Annotated in this window: 18 protein-coding genes and 1 pseudogene; 12 read left to right on the top strand and 7 right to left on the bottom strand. The window is 71.7% G+C overall.

The annotated features are described in order from the left end of the window. Window positions 1–109 precede the first annotated feature (109 nt). On the bottom strand, window positions 110–739 hold the full coding sequence (locus tag CLM62_RS38250; protein ID WP_095754492.1) for an alpha-ketoglutarate-dependent dioxygenase AlkB: 630 nt from the start codon (window positions 737–739) through the stop codon (window positions 110–112). Window positions 740–863: 124 nt separating this feature from the next. Here CLM62_RS38250 and CLM62_RS38245 point away from each other — a divergent pair, with 124 nt between their 5' ends. Together CLM62_RS38245 and CLM62_RS38240 are read left to right on the top strand one after the other, a co-directional pair. After that, window positions 864–1490 (top strand): TetR/AcrR family transcriptional regulator, encoded by a 627-nt coding sequence (locus CLM62_RS38245; protein ID WP_095754491.1) that lies wholly within the window; start codon window positions 864–866, stop codon window positions 1488–1490. A 17-nt stretch (window positions 1491–1507) separates the two neighbouring features. Further along, window positions 1508–3181, top strand: a complete 1674-nt coding sequence (locus CLM62_RS38240; RefSeq protein WP_095754490.1) for an FAD-binding dehydrogenase — start codon at window positions 1508–1510, stop codon at window positions 3179–3181. 22 nt (window positions 3182–3203) lie between these two features. Here the strand turns inward: CLM62_RS38240 and CLM62_RS38235 are convergent, their stop codons facing one another. Beyond that, the gene (locus CLM62_RS38235; RefSeq protein ID WP_095754489.1) at window positions 3204–3554 is read right to left on the bottom strand and encodes a DUF488 domain-containing protein; all 351 of its coding nucleotides are present in this window, start codon (window positions 3552–3554) and stop codon (window positions 3204–3206) included. Between the two features lie 168 nt (window positions 3555–3722). On the opposite strand from CLM62_RS38235, the gene CLM62_RS38230 reads away from it, so the two are divergent. The 4 genes from CLM62_RS38230 to CLM62_RS38215 all read left to right on the top strand — a co-directional run bounded on the left by CLM62_RS38230 (window position 3723) and on the right by CLM62_RS38215 (window position 7603). Further along, window positions 3723–4469, top strand: coding sequence for a hypothetical protein (locus CLM62_RS38230; RefSeq protein ID WP_095754488.1), 747 nt, complete (start codon window positions 3723–3725; stop codon window positions 4467–4469). An 87-nt stretch (window positions 4470–4556) separates the two neighbouring features. Beyond that, the gene (locus CLM62_RS38225; protein ID WP_095754487.1) at window positions 4557–5255 is read left to right on the top strand and encodes a response regulator transcription factor; all 699 of its coding nucleotides are present in this window, start codon (window positions 4557–4559) and stop codon (window positions 5253–5255) included. After that, window positions 5252–7072, top strand: coding sequence for a cell wall metabolism sensor histidine kinase WalK (locus tag CLM62_RS38220; RefSeq protein WP_095754486.1), 1821 nt, complete (start codon window positions 5252–5254; stop codon window positions 7070–7072). Before CLM62_RS38225 ends, CLM62_RS38220 begins: the two co-directional genes overlap by 4 nt. A gap of 81 nt (window positions 7073–7153) precedes the next feature. Further along, window positions 7154–7603, top strand: a complete 450-nt coding sequence (locus CLM62_RS38215) for a DUF6098 family protein (RefSeq protein ID WP_095754485.1) — start codon at window positions 7154–7156, stop codon at window positions 7601–7603. An 81-nt stretch (window positions 7604–7684) separates the two neighbouring features. Here the strand turns inward: CLM62_RS38215 and CLM62_RS38210 are convergent, their stop codons facing one another. Then, window positions 7685–7936, bottom strand: coding sequence for a WhiB family transcriptional regulator (locus tag CLM62_RS38210; protein WP_095754484.1), 252 nt, complete (start codon window positions 7934–7936; stop codon window positions 7685–7687). Between the two features lie 214 nt (window positions 7937–8150). Continuing rightward, window positions 8151–9047 carry a LysR family transcriptional regulator ArgP gene (locus CLM62_RS38205; RefSeq protein WP_095754483.1) on the bottom strand — a complete coding sequence of 299 codons (897 nt, stop codon included), beginning with the start codon at window positions 9045–9047 and terminating at the stop codon, window positions 8151–8153. A gap of 80 nt (window positions 9048–9127) precedes the next feature. Between CLM62_RS38205 and CLM62_RS38200 the strand changes: the two genes are divergently transcribed. Further along, window positions 9128–9742: a LysE/ArgO family amino acid transporter gene (locus CLM62_RS38200; protein ID WP_095754482.1), complete on the top strand. Its 615-nt coding sequence runs from the start codon at window positions 9128–9130 to the stop codon at window positions 9740–9742. An 80-nt stretch (window positions 9743–9822) separates the two neighbouring features. Beyond that, complete coding sequence (locus tag CLM62_RS38195; protein ID WP_095754481.1) at window positions 9823–11121, top strand: MFS transporter; 1299 nt, start codon at window positions 9823–9825, stop codon at window positions 11119–11121. Between the two features lie 21 nt (window positions 11122–11142). On the opposite strand, the gene CLM62_RS38190 is transcribed toward CLM62_RS38195, so the two are convergent. From CLM62_RS38190 to CLM62_RS38180, 3 genes are all read right to left on the bottom strand, one after another. Further along, window positions 11143–11598, bottom strand: a complete 456-nt coding sequence (locus CLM62_RS38190) for a cyclic nucleotide-binding domain-containing protein (RefSeq protein WP_095754480.1) — start codon at window positions 11596–11598, stop codon at window positions 11143–11145. 330 nt (window positions 11599–11928) lie between these two features. After that, a complete protein-coding gene (locus CLM62_RS38185) occupies window positions 11929–13407 on the bottom strand; it encodes an aminotransferase class I/II-fold pyridoxal phosphate-dependent enzyme (protein ID WP_095754479.1) in 1479 nt (492 codons plus the stop codon). A 71-nt stretch (window positions 13408–13478) separates the two neighbouring features. Continuing rightward, window positions 13479–13700, bottom strand: a complete 222-nt coding sequence (locus CLM62_RS38180) for a hypothetical protein (RefSeq protein ID WP_095754478.1) — start codon at window positions 13698–13700, stop codon at window positions 13479–13481. Window positions 13701–13937: 237 nt separating this feature from the next. Here CLM62_RS38180 and CLM62_RS38175 point away from each other — a divergent pair, with 237 nt between their 5' ends. The 4 genes and pseudogenes from CLM62_RS38175 (at window position 13938) to CLM62_RS38160 (ending at window position 16359) form a co-directional block, all read left to right on the top strand. Then, entirely contained in the window at window positions 13938–14393 is a 456-nt protein-coding gene (locus CLM62_RS38175; RefSeq protein ID WP_095754477.1) for an ATP-binding protein, read from the top strand. 203 nt (window positions 14394–14596) lie between these two features. Continuing rightward, the gene (locus CLM62_RS38170) at window positions 14597–15457 is read left to right on the top strand and encodes a SigB/SigF/SigG family RNA polymerase sigma factor (RefSeq protein ID WP_095754476.1); all 861 of its coding nucleotides are present in this window, start codon (window positions 14597–14599) and stop codon (window positions 15455–15457) included. 293 nt (window positions 15458–15750) lie between these two features. Further along, window positions 15751–15899: pseudogene (locus CLM62_RS52320) on the top strand (DUF1206 domain-containing protein); the annotation flags it as partial. A 28-nt stretch (window positions 15900–15927) separates the two neighbouring features. Next, window positions 15928–16359, top strand: a complete 432-nt coding sequence (locus tag CLM62_RS38160) for a hypothetical protein (protein ID WP_095754475.1) — start codon at window positions 15928–15930, stop codon at window positions 16357–16359. Window positions 16360–16430 lie beyond the last annotated feature (71 nt).

The raw sequence follows: 16430 nt of genomic DNA, 5'->3' as shown, positions 1-16430 counted from the left end.
GGGGGAGGCCGTGCGGGGAGGACAGGGTTCCGTCAGGAACGGGGCTGCCTCCGGCACCGTCCGCCGGAGGCAGCCCCTCGCGCGCAGCTGGGGCGGCCGCCCGTCCGCCTCAGTGCACGCCGTCAGGGCGGAACTGGATGCTGATCCGCGGTCCCGTGGCCCGCGCGGTCTTCGGTATGGAGTGCTCCCAGGTGCGCTGGCAGGAGCCGCCCATCACGATCAGGTCGCCGTGCCCCAGAGGCCGTCGGACCGTGGCGCCGCCGCCGTGCATCGGACGCAGCAGCAGGTCGCGGGGCGTGCCCACGGACAGGATGGCGACCATCGTGTCCTCCCGGGCGCCCCGACCGATCCGGTCCCCGTGCCAGGCCACGCTGTCCCGGCCGTCGCGGTAGTAGCACAGCCCGGCCGTGGTGAAGGGCTCGCCGAGCTCCTCCGCGTAGTGCGCGGACAGCGCCTCGCGCGCCTGTGTCAGCACCGGATGCGGCAGTGCGTCGTCCGCACCGTAGAACGCCAGCAGCCGAGGTACGTCGACCACGTGGTCGTACATCGTGCGGCGCTCCGCGCGCCACGGCACCTCGGCGGCCAGCTGTTCGAACAGCACGTCCGATCCGCTCAGCCATCCCGGCAGTACGTCGATCCAGGCGCCGAGGGCGAGCTCGGTCCGGCGGATCCCGTCGAGGGGGCCGAGGCTCAACTGGTCGGTCTGGTCGAAGAGGGAGCCCTGGAGGTGCCTGCTCATGAATCCAGCGTACTCCTTATTCGAAAACTTGTTCCCACTCTGTTTTCCGCCGATCTTCCGTCGGCCGAGACCTTTCGATACATCGATGCATCGGATACATTCGCGTATCGAACGGAGGCAGGACATGGCGGTGGAGCAGACGACACGGCGCGTGACCAGGCGCCGCGTCCGCACGCGGGCCAACCTCCTGGACGCCGCCTTCGCGGTCTTCGCCGCCAAGGGCTTCGGTCGCGTCTCGATCGAAGAGGTCTGCGAGGCGGCCGGCTACAGCAGGGGCGCCTTCTACTCGAACTTCGACAGCCTGGACGAGCTGTTCTTCGCCCTCTACCGGCAGCGGGCCGACCTGATCGCGGACCAGGTGTCCGGAGCGCTCGCCCTCGACGGGCCGGACCTCGATGTGCCCGCGGCCGTCGACCGCGTCACCGAGGTACTCCTCCTCGACCGGGACTGGCTCCTGGTCAAGACGGACTTCCTGGTGCACGCCGCCCGCGAACCGGACGTGGCGCAGACCCTGCTGGAGCACCGGGCACGCCTGCGGCGGGCGATCGCCGAGCGGCTCGCCCGGGCGCGGGGACACACGGAACTGCCCGCCGTGCTCGGCGACATCGACGGTGCCGCGCACGCCGTGGTCGCCGCGTACGACGGAGTCACCACCCAACTGCTGCTGGACAGGGACGTCGAGCACGCTCGCGCCTGGCTGGGGCAACTGCTCACCGCGCTGCTCACCGACGGCAGCGACACCACCGTATGAGGAAAAGGACGGTCGCCATGGATGCCGACGTCATCGTCGTCGGAGCGGGCCTCGCGGGCCTGGTCGCCGCGCACGAACTGACCAGCAGGGGCCGCAGGGTCGCGCTGGTGGACCAGGAGAACGCCGCCAACCTCGGCGGCCAGGCGTTCTGGTCCTTCGGCGGACTGTTCCTCGTCGACTCGCCGGAACAGCGGCGCCTCGGCATCAAGGACTCCTTCGACCTCGCCTGGAGCGACTGGCAGGGCGGCGCGCGGTTCGACCGTGTGGCCGACGAGGACTCCTGGGCGGTGCGCTGGGCGCGCGCCTACGTCGAGTTCGCGGCGGGGGAGAAGCGGTCCTGGCTCGAGGGCCACGGCATCAAGTTCCTGCCCACCGTCGGCTGGGCCGAGCGCGGCGACCTGACGGCCCACGGCCACGGCAACTCCGTGCCCCGCTTCCACATCGCCTGGGGCACCGGCACCGGGGTGGTGGAGCCGTTCGTCGCGTACGCCAAGCAGGCCGCCCGCGATGGGCTGCTGACCTTCTACCACCGCCACCAGGTGGACGAGCTGGTCATGGAGGAGGGCGCGGCGCGCGGGATACGCGGCACGGTCCTGGCCGAGGACAACTCACCGCGCGGTGTCGCCTCCAACCGCGACCGCGTCGGCGACTTCCACCTCACCGCCCAGGCCGTCGTCGTCACCACCGGAGGCATCGGCGCCAACCACGAGATCGTCCGCCGCTACTGGCCGGAGCGTCTCGGCACCCCGCCGGCCGAGATGGTCACCGGTGTCCCCGCCTACGTCGACGGCCGGATGCTCGACATCAGCGCGGGCGCCGGCGTCCGCCTGGTCAACCGCGACCGCATGTGGCACTACACCGAGGGCCTGCAGAACTGGGACCCGATCTGGCCGGGCCATGGCATCCGCATCCTGCCCGGACCGTCCTCGATGTGGTTCGACGCGCTCGGCCGCCGCCTGCCCGAGCCGTGCCTGCCCGGCTACGACACCCTCAGCACCCTCGAGTATCTGCGCACCACCGAGGACATCGCCGGCTACGACCACTCCTGGTTCATCCTCACCCAGAAGATCATCGAGAAGGAGTTCGCGCTGTCGGGCTCCGAGCAGAATCCCGACATCACGGCCAAGGACCGCGCGGGCTTCCTGAAGGAACGAATCCTCGGCAAGGGCGCGCCGGGACCGGTCGACGCGTTCCTGCGCAAGGGCGCGGACTTCGTGACCGCCCCGAACCTGGAGCAACTCGTCGAGAAGATGAACGGGTTGACGAGCAAGGCGCTCCTCGACGCGGCCGAGATCCGGCGCCAGATCCAGGCTCGCGACCTCCAGATCGCCAATGCCTACAGCAAGGACGCCCAGGTGCAGGGCATCCGCAACGCCCGCCGCTACATCGGCGACCGCCTCGGCCGGGTCGCCACCCCGCACCGCATCCTCGACCCGGCGGCCGGGCCCCTGATCGGCGTCAAGCTGCACACCCTGACCCGCAAGACCCTCGGCGGCATCCAGACCGACCTCGACTCCCGCGCCCTCGGCACCGACGGGCAGCCCCTCGACGGCCTGTACGCGGCCGGCGAGGTCGCCGGTTTCGGCGGCGGAGGCGTGCACGGCTACAACGCGCTGGAGGGCACCTTCCTCGGCGGCTGCCTCTTCTCCGGCCGGGCGGCGGGACGAGCCGCCGCTCACCAGACCGCCTGACTCCGGCTGTCGGCCCGTCTCCTCACGTCCGCAGGAGACGGGCCAGCACCGCCGCGTGACTCTCTTCGGGGTCCTTGGCCGCGGTCAACAGGGTCACGGCACCCTTGCCCATCAACTCGCGTACATGGTCGAGGAGTCCGGCTGCCTCGGGAGCGGCCAGCTCCGCCTCGTAGCGGCGAGTGAACTCCTCGTAGGACCCCTCGCCCGCGTGGTACCAGCGGCGCAACTCGGTCGACGGCGTGAGGGCCTTGGGCCACTCGTCGACCCGCGCCGCGTCCTTCGACAGACCGCGTGGCCACAGGCGGTCGACCAGGACACGTACGCCGTCGTCCGGCTCGGGCGGTTCGTAGACGCGACGAACGCGAACGCTCACGGGCTGGCCTTTCTCGGGAGGGCGGTGCCGGGAGCGTACCCCCGTGGTCCGGGGACGACGGGCGACGCGACGCGGCTTGACCTGATTGGGGGGCGATGTACAGGGCAGGCGGCCGAACAAACCCTGGAACCTGACGAGTTCCTCACAACTGTCGGTCAAGGTCGATCCATGATCACACGCAGCCCCCGTGCCGCGCTGCTGGCCGCGACCCTGCTGCTCACCGGATGCGGCGGCGGCGAGGCGGCGACCCCGGACCACGGCGCCGAGGCCACCCCGGCGACGGTCAGTGCACCCACGCCCTCGTCCGAGATCACCGTCCAGGCCGTGCCGCGGCAACTGCCCGGCCTGGGGCCCAAGACGTGGGCGAAGGTGCCCTCCCGCTCCCGGCAGGCCGTCTTGGTGACCGGCCGGGGCAGGGACTCGCCGCTGTCCACGGTCGTCCTGTACGAGCGCACCGCGGCCGGCTGGCAAGCCGGCGACAGCTGGCCCGCGCACAACGCGCTCAAGGGCTGGACCGACCACCACCGGGCCGGTGACCTCCGCTCACCCATCGGCGTCCACACCCTCACGGACGCCGGCGGGCTGCTCCGCGACCCCGGAACCCGGCTGCCGTACGACCGGTCCACCGGATTCACCGCGCCCGGCACGGGATTCGAGGGGGAGCCGCTGGCCGGCTCCTTCGACTACGTCATCGCCATCAACTACAACCGCGAACCGGGCACTTCACCGCTGGACTGGACCCGCCCCCTCGGTGCGGGGCGCGGCGGCGGCATCTGGCTGCACGTCGACCACGGCGGCCCCACGCAGGGCTGCGTCAGCATCGCCGAGGAGCACATGAAGGAGCTGCTGCTGACCCTCGACCCGGAACGACACCCCGTCGTCGTCATGGGCGACGTCGAGTCCCTGGCCCGTTGAGAGCCTGTGTCACATTCCCGGCCCGACCGGGGATGTGACACAGGCTTTGAGGGCGCTGATGCCCCCGAACCGCTTAGGATCCGCCGCGTGTGCGCACATGTGCTGGTCGCCGAGGACGACGAGATGCAGGCCGAACTCATTCGCCGCTCCCTGCTCGCGGAGGGCCACACGGCCACCGTGGTCCACGACGGCCGGGCCGCCCTCGACGCGGCCCACCGGCTCCGGCCGGACCTCGTCGTACTGGACCTGATGCTTCCGGTGATCGACGGCTTCGGGGTGTGCCGGGTGTTGCGCCGGGACGACGACATCCCCGTCCTGATGCTCACCGCCCGCACGGCCGAGGACGACGTACTGCTGGGCCTGGAACTGGGCGCCGACGACTACATGACCAAGCCCTACAGCCCGCGCGAGCTGATGGCCCGTATCCGCACGGTCCTGCGGCGCAGCGGGCGCGCGGTCGCCGACCGGCGGGACGATGCCGTCGTACGGGCCGGGGGTGTCACGGTCGATCCCGTACGGCACGAGGTGCGGTGTGACTCAGAGCCCGTGGAGTGCACGCCGGCCGAGTTCGAGATTCTCCTCGCCATGGCCGCCGAACCGGAACGGGTGTTCTCCCGGCGGCAGTTGCTGGAGGTCACCCGCGGCACCGACCGGGCCTCCACTGAACGGGCCGTCGACGTCCACGTCATGAACCTGCGCCGGAAGATAGAGGCCGATCCGCGCCGCCCGGCCCGGCTGCTGACCGTCTTCGGTGTCGGCTACAAGCTCAGCGGCGCCGGCGGATGAGCGGCCGCATACCACTGCGCAAGCGCCTGTTGGTCCGGCTGCTGATCGCCTCGGGCCTCATCGCCGTGTGCTCCGTGGCGGCGACGGCCTGGCTGGCAGTGGAGACCACCACCCGCGCCCTGCGCGAGGAGCAGGGTCAGGTGCTCGCCGAGGACATGGACGTCCTCGCCCGGCTCAGCGCCTACGCCGCCACCCACCCCGACTGGCGGGGAGTCCAGGCCATGGTGCGGCAGCTGTCCGCGAAGACCGGCCGGCGCATCGCCCTGACCACCACCGACCGCAGGACGATCGCCGACTCCGCACGGCCCGGCACTTCGTTGCCCCCGCGGGCCGCCGCCACCGTCGACCCGCTGGGCACCGACACCTACAGCGAGCGCGGGGCGCAGCGCGGCGGCATCGACCCGCGGGTGGTGGGGCCGTACCGGCTGACGGCGGGCGAGCGCACCGGGCTGACGAAGCTGGCCGAGGCGCGGCGGGTCTGTTTCGCCCGCTACGGCATCGAGACCACGGTCGTGCGGACGCCCAGCGGTCGCCCGGTGCTCAAGGAGGAGGACGGCACGCTCGCGGGCGGCTATGTGCCGGACGAGTGCGCCGACGGGCTGCTCAACACGCCGACCCCGACCGAGAAGAAGGCGCTGGACGCGCTGTCGGAGCGGGCCCGCGACTGTCTGGACCGGCAGGGCCTGGACTTCCGGTCGCCGTTGTTCGTCATGGTCGACGTCACCGACCAGAGCCTGCGCACCCGATACGTCATGGGCAAGTTCCTGAAGCAGCCGGACGCCGACGCCGGCCGGCGTGCCCAGGCCTGCCTCGACGACGCCCGGCGCGCCCAGCTCGACCCGTATGTGGCACCGGTGGCCCAGCTGTTCCTGGGCGGCGGGGACACCGCCGCCGTGCGGTTCGACATGTCCCCGGCCAACAAGGCGAAGGTCGTCGGCACCGCCGGGCTGGTCCTCGCCGTCACGGTCGCCGTGACCGCCGTGATCGCGACCCGGCTGGTACGGCCCCTGCGCGCGCTGACCGCGGCCGCCCAGCAGCCGCCGGAACGGCATGTGCGCGTGCCCGTGACCACCCGGGACGAGACCGGCATCCTGGCCGCGGCCTTCAACGAACTGACCGAGCGCCGCGAACGCCTGGAGGCCCAGCGCAAGGCGATGGTCAGCGACATCGCCCACGAACTGCGCAGCCCGCTCACCAATATCCGCGGCTGGCTGGAAGTCACCCGCGACGGAGTCGTCGACCCGGATCCCGCCCTGCTCGCCTCGCTGCACGACGAGGCCCTGGTCCTGCAGCGCGTGATCGACGACCTGCGCGACCTCGCCGACGCCGACGCCGGCACCCTCCGCCTGCACCCTGAGCCCGTCCGCTGCGACGAACTCCTCGACCAGGTCGCCGCCGCCCACCGCGTTGCCGCCGACACGGCCCAAGTCGCCCTGCGCACCGCGGTGGAGGGCAAGCCCTGGCTGGACGCCGACCCGGTCCGGCTGCGGCAGGCGCTGGGCAACCTGGTCTCCAACGCGCTGCGCCACACACCCGCCGGCGGCACCGTCACCCTGGCCGCGCGCCACGACGGCCACGACGTCGTCCTGGAGGTCGCCGACACCGGCACAGGGATCGCGCCCGAGGACCTGCCGCACGTCTTCGACCGCTTCTGGCGCGCGGAGAAGTCCCGCAGCCGCCGCACCGGCGGCAGCGGCCTGGGCCTGCCCATCGTCCGGCACCTGATCGCCGCGCACGGCGGTACGGCCGAAGCGACGAGCGAGCCCGGCAAAGGGAGCGTCTTCACGCTGCGACTGCCCGGGGCCCCGGCACGGTAGCGGTCCGTCCGATTCCGCTCGGCTCGTACGGGTACCCCGTCTCGCGCGAGGCGAAGAGGGAGGCGGAGAGGAGGCCGCGACATGAGCGCATCGGACGACCTGCCGGTCGTGGACACACTCGCCGAACTGACCGGCCTGGTCGAACGGCACCAGGGCCTGTACGTCCGCTGGTCGCGTGGCCCCGGCGCCGACCTCGCCGACGTGTCCAGCACCGACGACCTCACGGGCGCCCCGATGCCGGGACTGTCCGCCAACCCGCTCGACCTCGAGGAGTGGTGGCAGGGCCGGCCCGTGCAGGTGTGGGTGGCCCGCCGCCTGTACGACTACTCCCATCTGCCGCACGAGAAAGGGGCAGACGTCCGCCCCTGGGTCCTCAAGGGCCGGGAGACGGGCCGCGGACCGGACAACGAGCCGTTGGTCGCGGACGTCCGCCCCCTGTGCTGGATCGACGCCCGGACGATCGACGAGGCGCGCGCGGAAGTGGACCGGCAGGAGAACGCGTGGGGCCCACTGCGCCGCACCGGCAGCTGAAGCGGGCCCGGCATCGTGCGGCAAGCGGCCCGACGTCACGCGACGCCGGGCCCTCGCCTCATCCCCGCCTCATCCCTCGCCTCACCCCGAGCGCCGCCGGGCGCCCGCGCGCCGCTTCAGCGCACGGCGTTCGTTCTCGCTCGTGCCGCCCCACACGCCGAGGGTCTGCCCGGTGTCGAGCGCCCACTGCAGGCACTCCTCCCGGACGGGACAGCGCCGGCACACGGCCTTGGCCCGCTCCGTCTGCACCAGCGCCGGTCCGGTGGTGCCGATCGGGAAGAAGAGATCGGGGTCCTCGTGGCGGCACGCGGCGTGGTCTCGCCAGTTGTCCATGAAATGTCACCTGCGATCGAAGTCGTACGTGCCCTCGGGGATGCCTTACTCGCTTCCGGGTCACCTGTCGATGCTTGGGTGAAACTGCCGCGTTCCGGGGGCCGGACGGGAATCGGCCAGGGCGCGGTCACTGTTCCTGGACAGCGCGGAGGCCCGACTGGAGGCGGTCAACGAATAGCGCGACGCTTCGAGTCCGACCGGAGGCTGTCGACGGTCAGCGCAAGGCCTCGGAGGCCGCCGTCACGACCGCCTCGGCCACCGCGGCCAGCGCGGGGGAGTCGAGCTTCCACTGCTGCCAGTACAGCGGGACGTCGACCGTGCGGTCCGGTGCCAGGGGAACGAGGCGGCCCTCGCGCAGCAGCCCGTCCGCCTGCACCTCCGGCACCAGGCCCCAGCCCAGCCCCGCCGTCACGGCCTCGACGAAGCCCTCCGAGGTGGGGACGAAGTGCCGTACAGCACTCGCCGCGCCCCGGCCCCCGCGAAGCCGGCGCACGAAGGTGTCCTGGAGGTCGTCGCTCCGGTCGAAGGCCACCACCGGCGCGTTCGCGAGCGCGTCCCGCGGCGGTTCGCCGAGATACCTCTCGGCGAACGCCGGGCTCGCCGCCGCGACGTAGCGCATCCGGCCCAGCGCACGCACGGAACAGCCCGCCACGGGATCCGGCGACGAGGTCACCGCGGCCATCACCAGGCCCTCCCGCAGCAGCGCCGCCGTGCGGGTCTCGTCCTCGCGGCGCAGCTCGAAACAGAGCCGCGGTTCCTCGGGAACGCGCATGAGCGCCTCCAGGAACCAGGTCGACAGGGAGTCCGCGTTCACCGCGATCGACACCCGGGTCGGCTCCCCTCCGCCGCTCATGCCGAGCTCGACGCGCGCGTCCCGCTCCAGCCGGGCCAGCTGCCGGGCGAACCGCACGACGACCTCGCCGGATGCGGTCGGCCGCACCGGCTTCGTACGCACCAGCAACACGCGTCCCGTGCGCTGCTCCAGGGCCTTCACCCGCTGACTGACCGCGGACGGCGTGACATGCAGGGCGGCGGCCGCCGCGTCGAACGTGCCCTCGTCCACCACCGCGAGCAGCGTCCGCACCTGGTCGAGCGGGAGCTCCGTCATCATCACGTCACCGTCACAGCGGCTAATGCTACGTAAGAATCTTTAGCTGTACTACCTGTGATCGTTTCCCTACCGTCGACGTCATGTCCGCCTCCCTGACCGCCGCTGCCGCCGGATTCGGCACCGGCCTCTCGCTCATCGTCGCCATCGGCGCCCAGAACGCCTTCGTCCTGCGCCAGGGCATCCGCCGCCACGCGGTCCTCGCCGTGGTCGGCATCTGCGCGCTGTCCGACGCCCTGCTCATCACCCTCGGCGTCGCCGGTGTCGGCGCCGTGGTGGTCGCGTGGCCGGGGGCGCTGACCGCGATCGGCTGGATCGGCGGGGCGTTCCTGCTCGGCTACGGCGCTCTCGCCGCCCGCCGGGTGATCAGACCGGCCGGCGCCCTGCGCGCCGACGGCGAGGCGGAGGGCTCACGTCGGCGAGCCGTGCTCACCTGCCTGGCGATGACCTGGCTCAACCCGCACGTCTACCTCGACACCGTGTTCCTGCTCGGCACCGTCGCCGCCGACCGCGGCCCGCTGCGCTGGACGTTCGGCCTCGGCGCCGTCCTGGCCAGCCTGTGCTGGTTCGCCGCGCTGGGCTTCGGCGCCCGGCTGCTCAGCCGCTTCCTCGCCAGGCCGGCCGCCTGGCGGGTCCTGGACGGACTGGTCGCCGCGATGATGATCGCCCTCGGGGGCATGCTGATCGCCGGAACCTGAGGATGCGGATCCCGAACGCTCGGCCGGTGCTGCGATAGTGATCCCCGGTCCGAAAGATGTAACGAGCAACCAGGAAGCCCGTGGACACCAGCGAGAGCGGCACCGAACCACAGCCGGCCGCGGCGGACGAGGCGAAGCAGACCCGGCGCGGATGGCGCCGTTGGGCCATGGACACCCGCCCCCTGCGCATCCCGGCCTATCGCCGACTATGGTCCTCCACGATCGTCACGGCCGTCGGCAGCCAGCTCACCGCCGTCGCCGTGCCCAAGCAGATCTACGACATCACCGGCTCCTCGGCCTGGGTCGGCGCCGCGAGCCTCGCCGGCCTGCTGCCGCTGATCGTGTTCGCGCTGTGGGGCGGGGCGATCGCCGACAGCATGGACCGCCGCAAGCTGCTGCTGATCACCAACAGCGGCATCGCGGTCACCTCCGTCCTGTTCTGGCTCCAGGCCGTCGCCGGGCTCGCCTCGGTCGCGGTGCTGATGGTCCTGCTCGCCGTGCAGCAGGCGTTCTGGGGACTGAACGCCCCGGCCCGCAACGCCTCCATCGCCCGCCTGGTCCCCAAAGAGCAACTGGCCGCCGCGAGCGCCCTCGGCTCGACCGTCCTGCAGACCGGCCAGGTGGTCGGACCGCTGCTGGCCGGCGTCCTCATCCCGGTCATCGGACTGCCCGAGCTGTACCTCATCGACGCCCTCGCGCTGTGCGTCACCGTATGGGCGGTCCACCGGCTGCCCTCGCTGCCGCCCCTCGCGACCACGGGGACGCGACGGGCCGGCTTGCGGGAGATCGCGGAGGGCTTCCGCTACATCGCGGCGCACAAGGTGCTGCTGCTGTCCTTCCTCGCGGACATCATCGCCATGGTCTTCGGCATGCCCCGCGCCCTGTTTCCGCAGCTGGCGTCCCAGACCTACGCCCCGTACGGCGAAGGGCTCGCGCTCGGCCTGCTGTTCGCGGCGATCCCCATCGGCGCGGTGGTCGGCGGGCTGTTCTCCGGCACGTTCTCCCGGGCCCGTCGGCACGGCTGGATGGTCATAGGCGCGGTGGTCGCCTGGGGCGCGGCCATCGCCGGCTTCGGACTGAGCGGCAGCCTGTGGCTCGCGGTGGTGTTCCTGGCCGCGGCCGGGATGGCGGACATGGTCTCGATGGTCTTCCGCGGGGCGATCCTGCTGTCCGCCGCCACCGACGAGATGCGCGGCCGCATGCAGGGCGTCTTCACCGTCGTCGTCGCGGGCGGCCCCCGCCTCGCCGACGTACTGCACGGCACCGCCGGCTCGGTCTTCGGCGCGCGTACGGCGGTCGCGGGCGGCGGACTCCTGGTCGTGGCCGTCATGCTGAGCCTGGCCTTCGCGGTGCCGGCGCTGCGCCGCTACCGCGTCTGAGACCGCCGCCCGGCGCGACTTCTAGAGGGCGCCCCGCCGGTGCATCGTGTACTGCTCCATCAGCTTGCCCCGGGTCGTTTCCAGCCGGTGCGCGAGGATCTCGGCCACGCTGCGGACCAGGATCACCCCGAGCTGTGGATCCTTCTCGCACAGCCGCAGCACCGAGGCCGCGTCGAACTCGTAGGCGCGCACCGGGCTGAAGGCCTCCGCGCCGAAGTCCCATTGGTACGGCGGGAACAGCCACGACCAGCCGAGCAGATCCCCCGAGCCGAGGCTGGCGACGGTGACACGCTGATGGGACGTCACCTGCTGGGTCAGGGAGACCGCTCCCGAGCGGATGACCCAGAAGCGGTCGGCTTTCCCTCCCGCCTCGAAAATGCGGGCGTCCTCGGGGAAGGAGACCTCTCGGGCGAGGTTCATCAGGCTCCGGCGCTGAGGCGGCGGAAGGGCGGTCAGCAGTTTGATCGCTTTGGTCATGACACAGGGCTCCTCGCCGGCGACGGGTTCCGGTGTTATCCCTGTGCCCATTTCAGCGGCTGACGGAGCCCCGGGCACCTCGGCGAACCGACGAATTCAGCGGAGCACCGGCCGGGCATGCCATGCCTCCGGCGCCGAGGGCATTAAAAAGCCCTGGCTGGACGGGGGAGACCAGCCAGGGCCGTTAGCGGTGGCGCGCGGGGGACGGGATGCGGTCGACCCCGTGGCCACGTATGAATGAACCGTAAACCATCTAGGGGGAATGTGCGTAGCCGAATCCAGGTCACGTGACCCGTTTCACTCTATGGCTACTTGATCTTCAATCGGTGGTCACCCGGAGTCCCGCGTGACCACCCTGATCGTCTTCAGTGCGGGGTCACTGGCATCGGGGACGTTCATCCCGGCATCCAGACCGGTGCGCAGGTACCGCAGCACGGGCTCCGTCAGCCGCTCACCGGGGAGGACGGCCGGGATCCCGGGCGGATACGGCGTGATCATCTCCGCCGCGATCCGCCCGGCAGCTTCGGACACCGGCACGCTCTCGGCCGGTCCGAAGAACGCGTCCCGGGGCAGGCGGGCCTGGACCATCCGCAACTCGGACGGCAACGGCACCTCCACCCGCGGCCCCGGGCGCAGTTCCGGCGCTGCCCGGGCCAGGTCCTTGAGCGCGGCGAGCAGTTCCGCGGCCGTCTCGTGGTCGTCGGCGTGGGTGATCTGCGCGCCGATACGGCGATGGTCGGTGAGATGGCAGTCGATGCTTTTGTGCTCCCGCAGCCAGTCGGCCGCCCGGTACCCCGTGATGCCGAGTGCCTCGATGTCGATGACGCCCGGCAGCGGGTCCAGGTCGTCGGCCAGTCCCGGGCCGCAGAAGTCGTCCCGGTCGTCGACATGCATCCCGTCGATCTTCTCGATGGCCGCCCGGACCTCCGCGGCGAGATCCAGCGCGGCGCCCATCAGCTCCTTGCCGTGCAGGGCCATCTGCCGGCGCCAGCCGTCCAGCCCGGCGTACAGCAGCACCGACGGACTCGTGGTGCCCAGCAGATCGGCGCGCATCCCCAGCAGCGCCGGCGTGACCAGATCACCCTGAAGATGGAAGACCGAACCCTGCTCCAGACCGCTGCCCATCTTGTGGATGCTGGTCACGCAGATGTCGGCGCCGGCGTCCATCGCCCAGGACGGCAGATCGGGGTGGAAGGGCAGATGGGCGCCCCAGGCCTCGTCCACGATCAGCGGGACCGAGCGGCGGTGGCACACCTCGGCCACCGCCCGCAGGTCCGCGCAGGCGCCGTACGGCGTGGGGCTGGTGATCAGGGCGCCCTTCGCGTCGGGTTGGGCGTCGAAGGCCTGCTCGAACTCCCCGGCGGACGGCGGATGCGCGAGCCGTCGCTCGGCGTCCCAGCGCGGCTCGATCCAGACGGGCTCGATGCCGGACAGGATCAGCCCCGACACGACGGACTTGTGGGCGTCCCGTCCGATGAGCAGCTTCTCGTGCGGGCTCGCCACGGCCAGCATCGCCGCCTTGACGGACAGGGAACTGCCGCACGTGCTGAAGAAGGTGTGCTCGGCGTGCACGGCATCGGCCATCAGTTCCTGGGCACGCTGCAGTACCCGGCCCCGGGAGAGCCGGTCGTCCAGGCCGCCCGACGCCAGCACGTCTCCGAGGAAGACCGCGTCGCCGAGCACCTCCCGCACCGCGGGGTCGGCACCCCGGGCCTGCTTGTGACCCGGCGGCGCGAACGACAACCGCCCCCGGCGGCGGTAGTCGGCCAGGGCTTCCAGAACCGGTGCTCGGGTGTGATCGACAGCCATGGAACCCGGGTTCCCGGCCCCGACCGCGGCAATCAGGCCGCCGTCGCGGGCCGGACCTCATACGTGATCACTCACGCCTCGTCGTCGTGCTTGCCCGGGGTCAGAATCTCGTCCAGCACCCTCAGCACACTCTCGTAGGCCAGGCTCCGTACGGCCGCGTCCCGCGCCCCGTCCGGGTCGGCCTGTCGCAGGTTGTCGCGGCGCGTCCGCCAGGCCCGCTCCTCCTCTTCCGCGCAGGCCCGGGCGCGCTGGATGCGTCGCAGCAGTTCGTCTGAGTCCACCACATCGGTCATGGAAACCGCGTACCCGCTGAACGCGCCGCGATGGCCCGACTCCTGTCCGGGACATGAGGTTTGGCAGGCCAGGGAGAGGTCAGCCGAAGAGTAGATATCTGCGAAAAGCCCGCGCAGCGGGGGCACGACCGCTGCGGCGGGCGGAACAGCCGCTGTGTCCGCGAGCGCCCGCGCCCGGACATGGCCCGCAGACGCGTCGGCTCCGGCTTCTGTTGTCAGCGATCAGGGAGTTCAGGGATGTGCGAGGAGCACAGGACCGAATCCGCCCTCGAACCGACCCCAGCCCACCGGCGCGGGCAGCCGCGACCACGCAAGCCGGCCGAGGCACGCAGGGTCGTGGAGCGGGCCGTGACGGAACGCTGTCGCGCCACCCACACCCCGTGCGATGCCGAGGCGCTCTCCGACGCCCTGCTCGTCGCCTCGGAGCTCACCACCAACGCGATCCTGCACGGCGGCGGCATCACGGACTTCCGGGTCGACGTCGTGGGGGGCGGGGTGCGCGTGTCGGTCAGCGACCGCAGCGACGAACTGCCGGTGAGCATCGCGCCGGTCGACGAGCACGGGCGGCGCCGGGTCGGCGGGCGCGGCTGGCCCATCGTCTGCCGGCTGGCCCACGACGTACGCGTGACCGGCCTGCCCGCGGGCGGGAAGTGCATCACCGCCGTGGTGCCCCTGTCCGTGCCCGTGTCCTGAAAATTCGATCCGCACACATCCTCGATCCGCAAACATTTGAGAACCGCAGTTTGTACAAACGGGGGCAGGGCAGACACAGTTTCGTGCTTCGGACCGGAGGCGCGCCAGCGGGAGCTGTGTGGCTGCTCCGGGGCCCACCGGGCGATCCGGGCAGCGACCTCCCGCGGTAATTCCCTGAAACCACCGTTCAGGAGCGATTCCGCATGCGCATCGATATGTCGACAAGCCGTCCCGGCACGCCCACCCAGACCAACGCTGCCACCCGGCGCAAGCACGACGACGCCCCCGACACCACCGCCCTCTTCACCCGTCTGGCCGCACTGCAGGACGGCCCCGAACGCGACGCCGTCCGTGACGAACTCGTCGCGGCCTGGCTGCCCATGGCCCACCGGATCGCCGGCCGGTTCCGCGACCGCGGGGAGTCGCTCGAGGACCTGCGGCAGGTGGCGGCACTGGGACTGGTCAAGGCGATCGACCGGTTCGAGCCCGAGCGAGGCGCCTTCGAGAGCTACGCCGTGCCCACCATCACCGGAGAGGTCAAGCGGCACTTCCGGGACCGGATGTGGGCGCTGAGGGTGCCCCGCAGGGTGCAGGAGCTGCGCAACAAGGTACGGCTGGCGCGACGGGAGTTGACCCAGAACCCCGGCAGCCCCGAACCCACGGCCGCCGACATCGCCGCCCACACCGGGCTGACCGAGGACGAGGTCGCCGCCGGCATGGAGGCCCTCGAGAGCTTCAGCACCCTGTCGCTGGACGCCGAGCTGTCGGCCGGTGACGAAGGCTACAGCCTCGTGGACACCCTGGGTTCCTCGGACGCCTCGTACGACGTCGTCGTCGACCGGGAGTCCGCCAAGGAAGGCCTGCGCCGACTGCCCGAGCGTGAACGCGCCATCCTCTACATGCGCTTCTTCGAGGACATGACCCAAAGCCGCATCGCCGACCAGCTCGGCATCTCCCAGATGCACGTCTCCCGCCTCATCAGCCGCAGCTGCGCCCGCGTGCGCGACGAGGTACTGGGGCAGCGCTCCGTCCGCGGCACCGACCGCGGACGGACGGCGGCCTGAGCGACGGCGCACGCCGTGGCCACCCGTGAACGGTGACGGCCCGGCTGCCGGTCGCTGGGGCCTGTCCGGCGGATCACGCCGAAGACGCGGGCATCCGGATCGCAGGAAGTCGACATGAACACGGGTGCCATGGCGCGGCCCGGCCGGACCCGGGTCGAGCCGGAGGGGCGCGGCCGGTGTCGAGAGGGCATGGGGGTCCCCCGCGCGAGCGAACCCGAGCGTGGGGGAGCGCGGAGGCCCGAAGGGCTGAGCACGGTCGGCCTCTCGACACCGGGTTGGAGCGCACCGGAGGCGAGCCCGACAGGGCGAAGGGACTGGATGACATCCTTCGCTCGTTCGCCGACACCCCGCTGGGACCGTGGCTGCCGGCCTGCGTCGCGGCCGGGCTGCTGCGCTGTTCGGACTGCTCTCGTTCGCGATGGCCCGCCGGCGTCGCGTCTGAGAAGCGCCACACGGGGAACACGGACCGGATGAACGAACCTCAGCTTCCGCCCGACGGCCGGCCCGTGGACGTCTATCTCGGCCTGCTGCGGATTCGCATGGACACCGAGGACTATGAGCTCCTGCTCAGTGTGGTGGAACCGGTCCTGCGCGCGATCGAGGAGGAACGCCTGCCCGCGTTCGACTTCGCTCTGGACGAGTCGCACGCCGAAGGGCTGCCCCAGGAGATCCGCGACGAGGCAGCCCTGGTCATCGCCACCGCTGTCACGGGCAGGCTGGACAACGAGGTGATCGAGCTGCACATCGACGAAACCGGCCCGGTCCGGGTGGTCACCGACGCGGTCACCGCCTCCGACCCGGTGCGCCTCGGCGAGATCGCCGACTACATCCGCGAACGCCAGCGGATGAACGACGAACTGCGCGGCATCGCCGAGGTGAGCGGCCTGCCCACGGATCTGTGACCGGCCGCGCGCGACCGGTCACCGCCGTGGTGCCGCCACGGCACTACGGCGCCCTGCCGGCCGGCGCCGGA

The organism is Streptomyces sp. SA15 (genome assembly GCF_002291145.1).
In the GTDB taxonomy this organism is placed as follows: Bacteria; Actinomycetota; Actinomycetes; order Streptomycetales; family Streptomycetaceae; genus Streptomyces.
This window is presented reverse-complemented; position numbering and strand designations above follow the sequence as displayed.

What these genes read in the sequence shown, in the direction of transcription:
- CLM62_RS38160 (WP_095754475.1), top strand. Translation starts at nt 15,928, where the DNA reads ATGAACGAACCTCAGCTTCCGCCCGACGGCCGGCCCGTGGACGTCTAT.
- CLM62_RS38175 (WP_095754477.1), top strand. Translation starts at nt 13,938, where the DNA reads ATGTGCGAGGAGCACAGGACCGAATCCGCCCTCGAACCGACCCCAGCC.
- CLM62_RS38220 (WP_095754486.1), top strand. Translation starts at nt 5,252, where the DNA reads ATGAGCGGCCGCATACCACTGCGCAAGCGCCTGTTGGTCCGGCTGCTG.
- CLM62_RS38210 (WP_095754484.1), bottom strand. Translation starts at nt 7,936, where the DNA reads ATGGACAACTGGCGAGACCACGCCGCGTGCCGCCACGAGGACCCCGAT.
- CLM62_RS38230 (WP_095754488.1), top strand. Translation starts at nt 3,723, where the DNA reads ATGATCACACGCAGCCCCCGTGCCGCGCTGCTGGCCGCGACCCTGCTG.
- CLM62_RS38240 (WP_095754490.1), top strand. Translation starts at nt 1,508, where the DNA reads ATGGATGCCGACGTCATCGTCGTCGGAGCGGGCCTCGCGGGCCTGGTC.
- CLM62_RS38250 (WP_095754492.1), bottom strand. Translation starts at nt 739, where the DNA reads ATGAGCAGGCACCTCCAGGGCTCCCTCTTCGACCAGACCGACCAGTTG.
- CLM62_RS38215 (WP_095754485.1), top strand. Translation starts at nt 7,154, where the DNA reads ATGAGCGCATCGGACGACCTGCCGGTCGTGGACACACTCGCCGAACTG.
- CLM62_RS38190 (WP_095754480.1), bottom strand. Translation starts at nt 11,598, where the DNA reads ATGACCAAAGCGATCAAACTGCTGACCGCCCTTCCGCCGCCTCAGCGC.
- CLM62_RS38205 (WP_095754483.1), bottom strand. Translation starts at nt 9,047, where the DNA reads ATGATGACGGAGCTCCCGCTCGACCAGGTGCGGACGCTGCTCGCGGTG.
- CLM62_RS38185 (WP_095754479.1), bottom strand. Translation starts at nt 13,407, where the DNA reads ATGGCTGTCGATCACACCCGAGCACCGGTTCTGGAAGCCCTGGCCGAC.
- CLM62_RS38245 (WP_095754491.1), top strand. Translation starts at nt 864, where the DNA reads ATGGCGGTGGAGCAGACGACACGGCGCGTGACCAGGCGCCGCGTCCGC.
- CLM62_RS38200 (WP_095754482.1), top strand. Translation starts at nt 9,128, where the DNA reads ATGTCCGCCTCCCTGACCGCCGCTGCCGCCGGATTCGGCACCGGCCTC.
- CLM62_RS38170 (WP_095754476.1), top strand. Translation starts at nt 14,597, where the DNA reads ATGCGCATCGATATGTCGACAAGCCGTCCCGGCACGCCCACCCAGACC.
- CLM62_RS38180 (WP_095754478.1), bottom strand. Translation starts at nt 13,700, where the DNA reads ATGACCGATGTGGTGGACTCAGACGAACTGCTGCGACGCATCCAGCGC.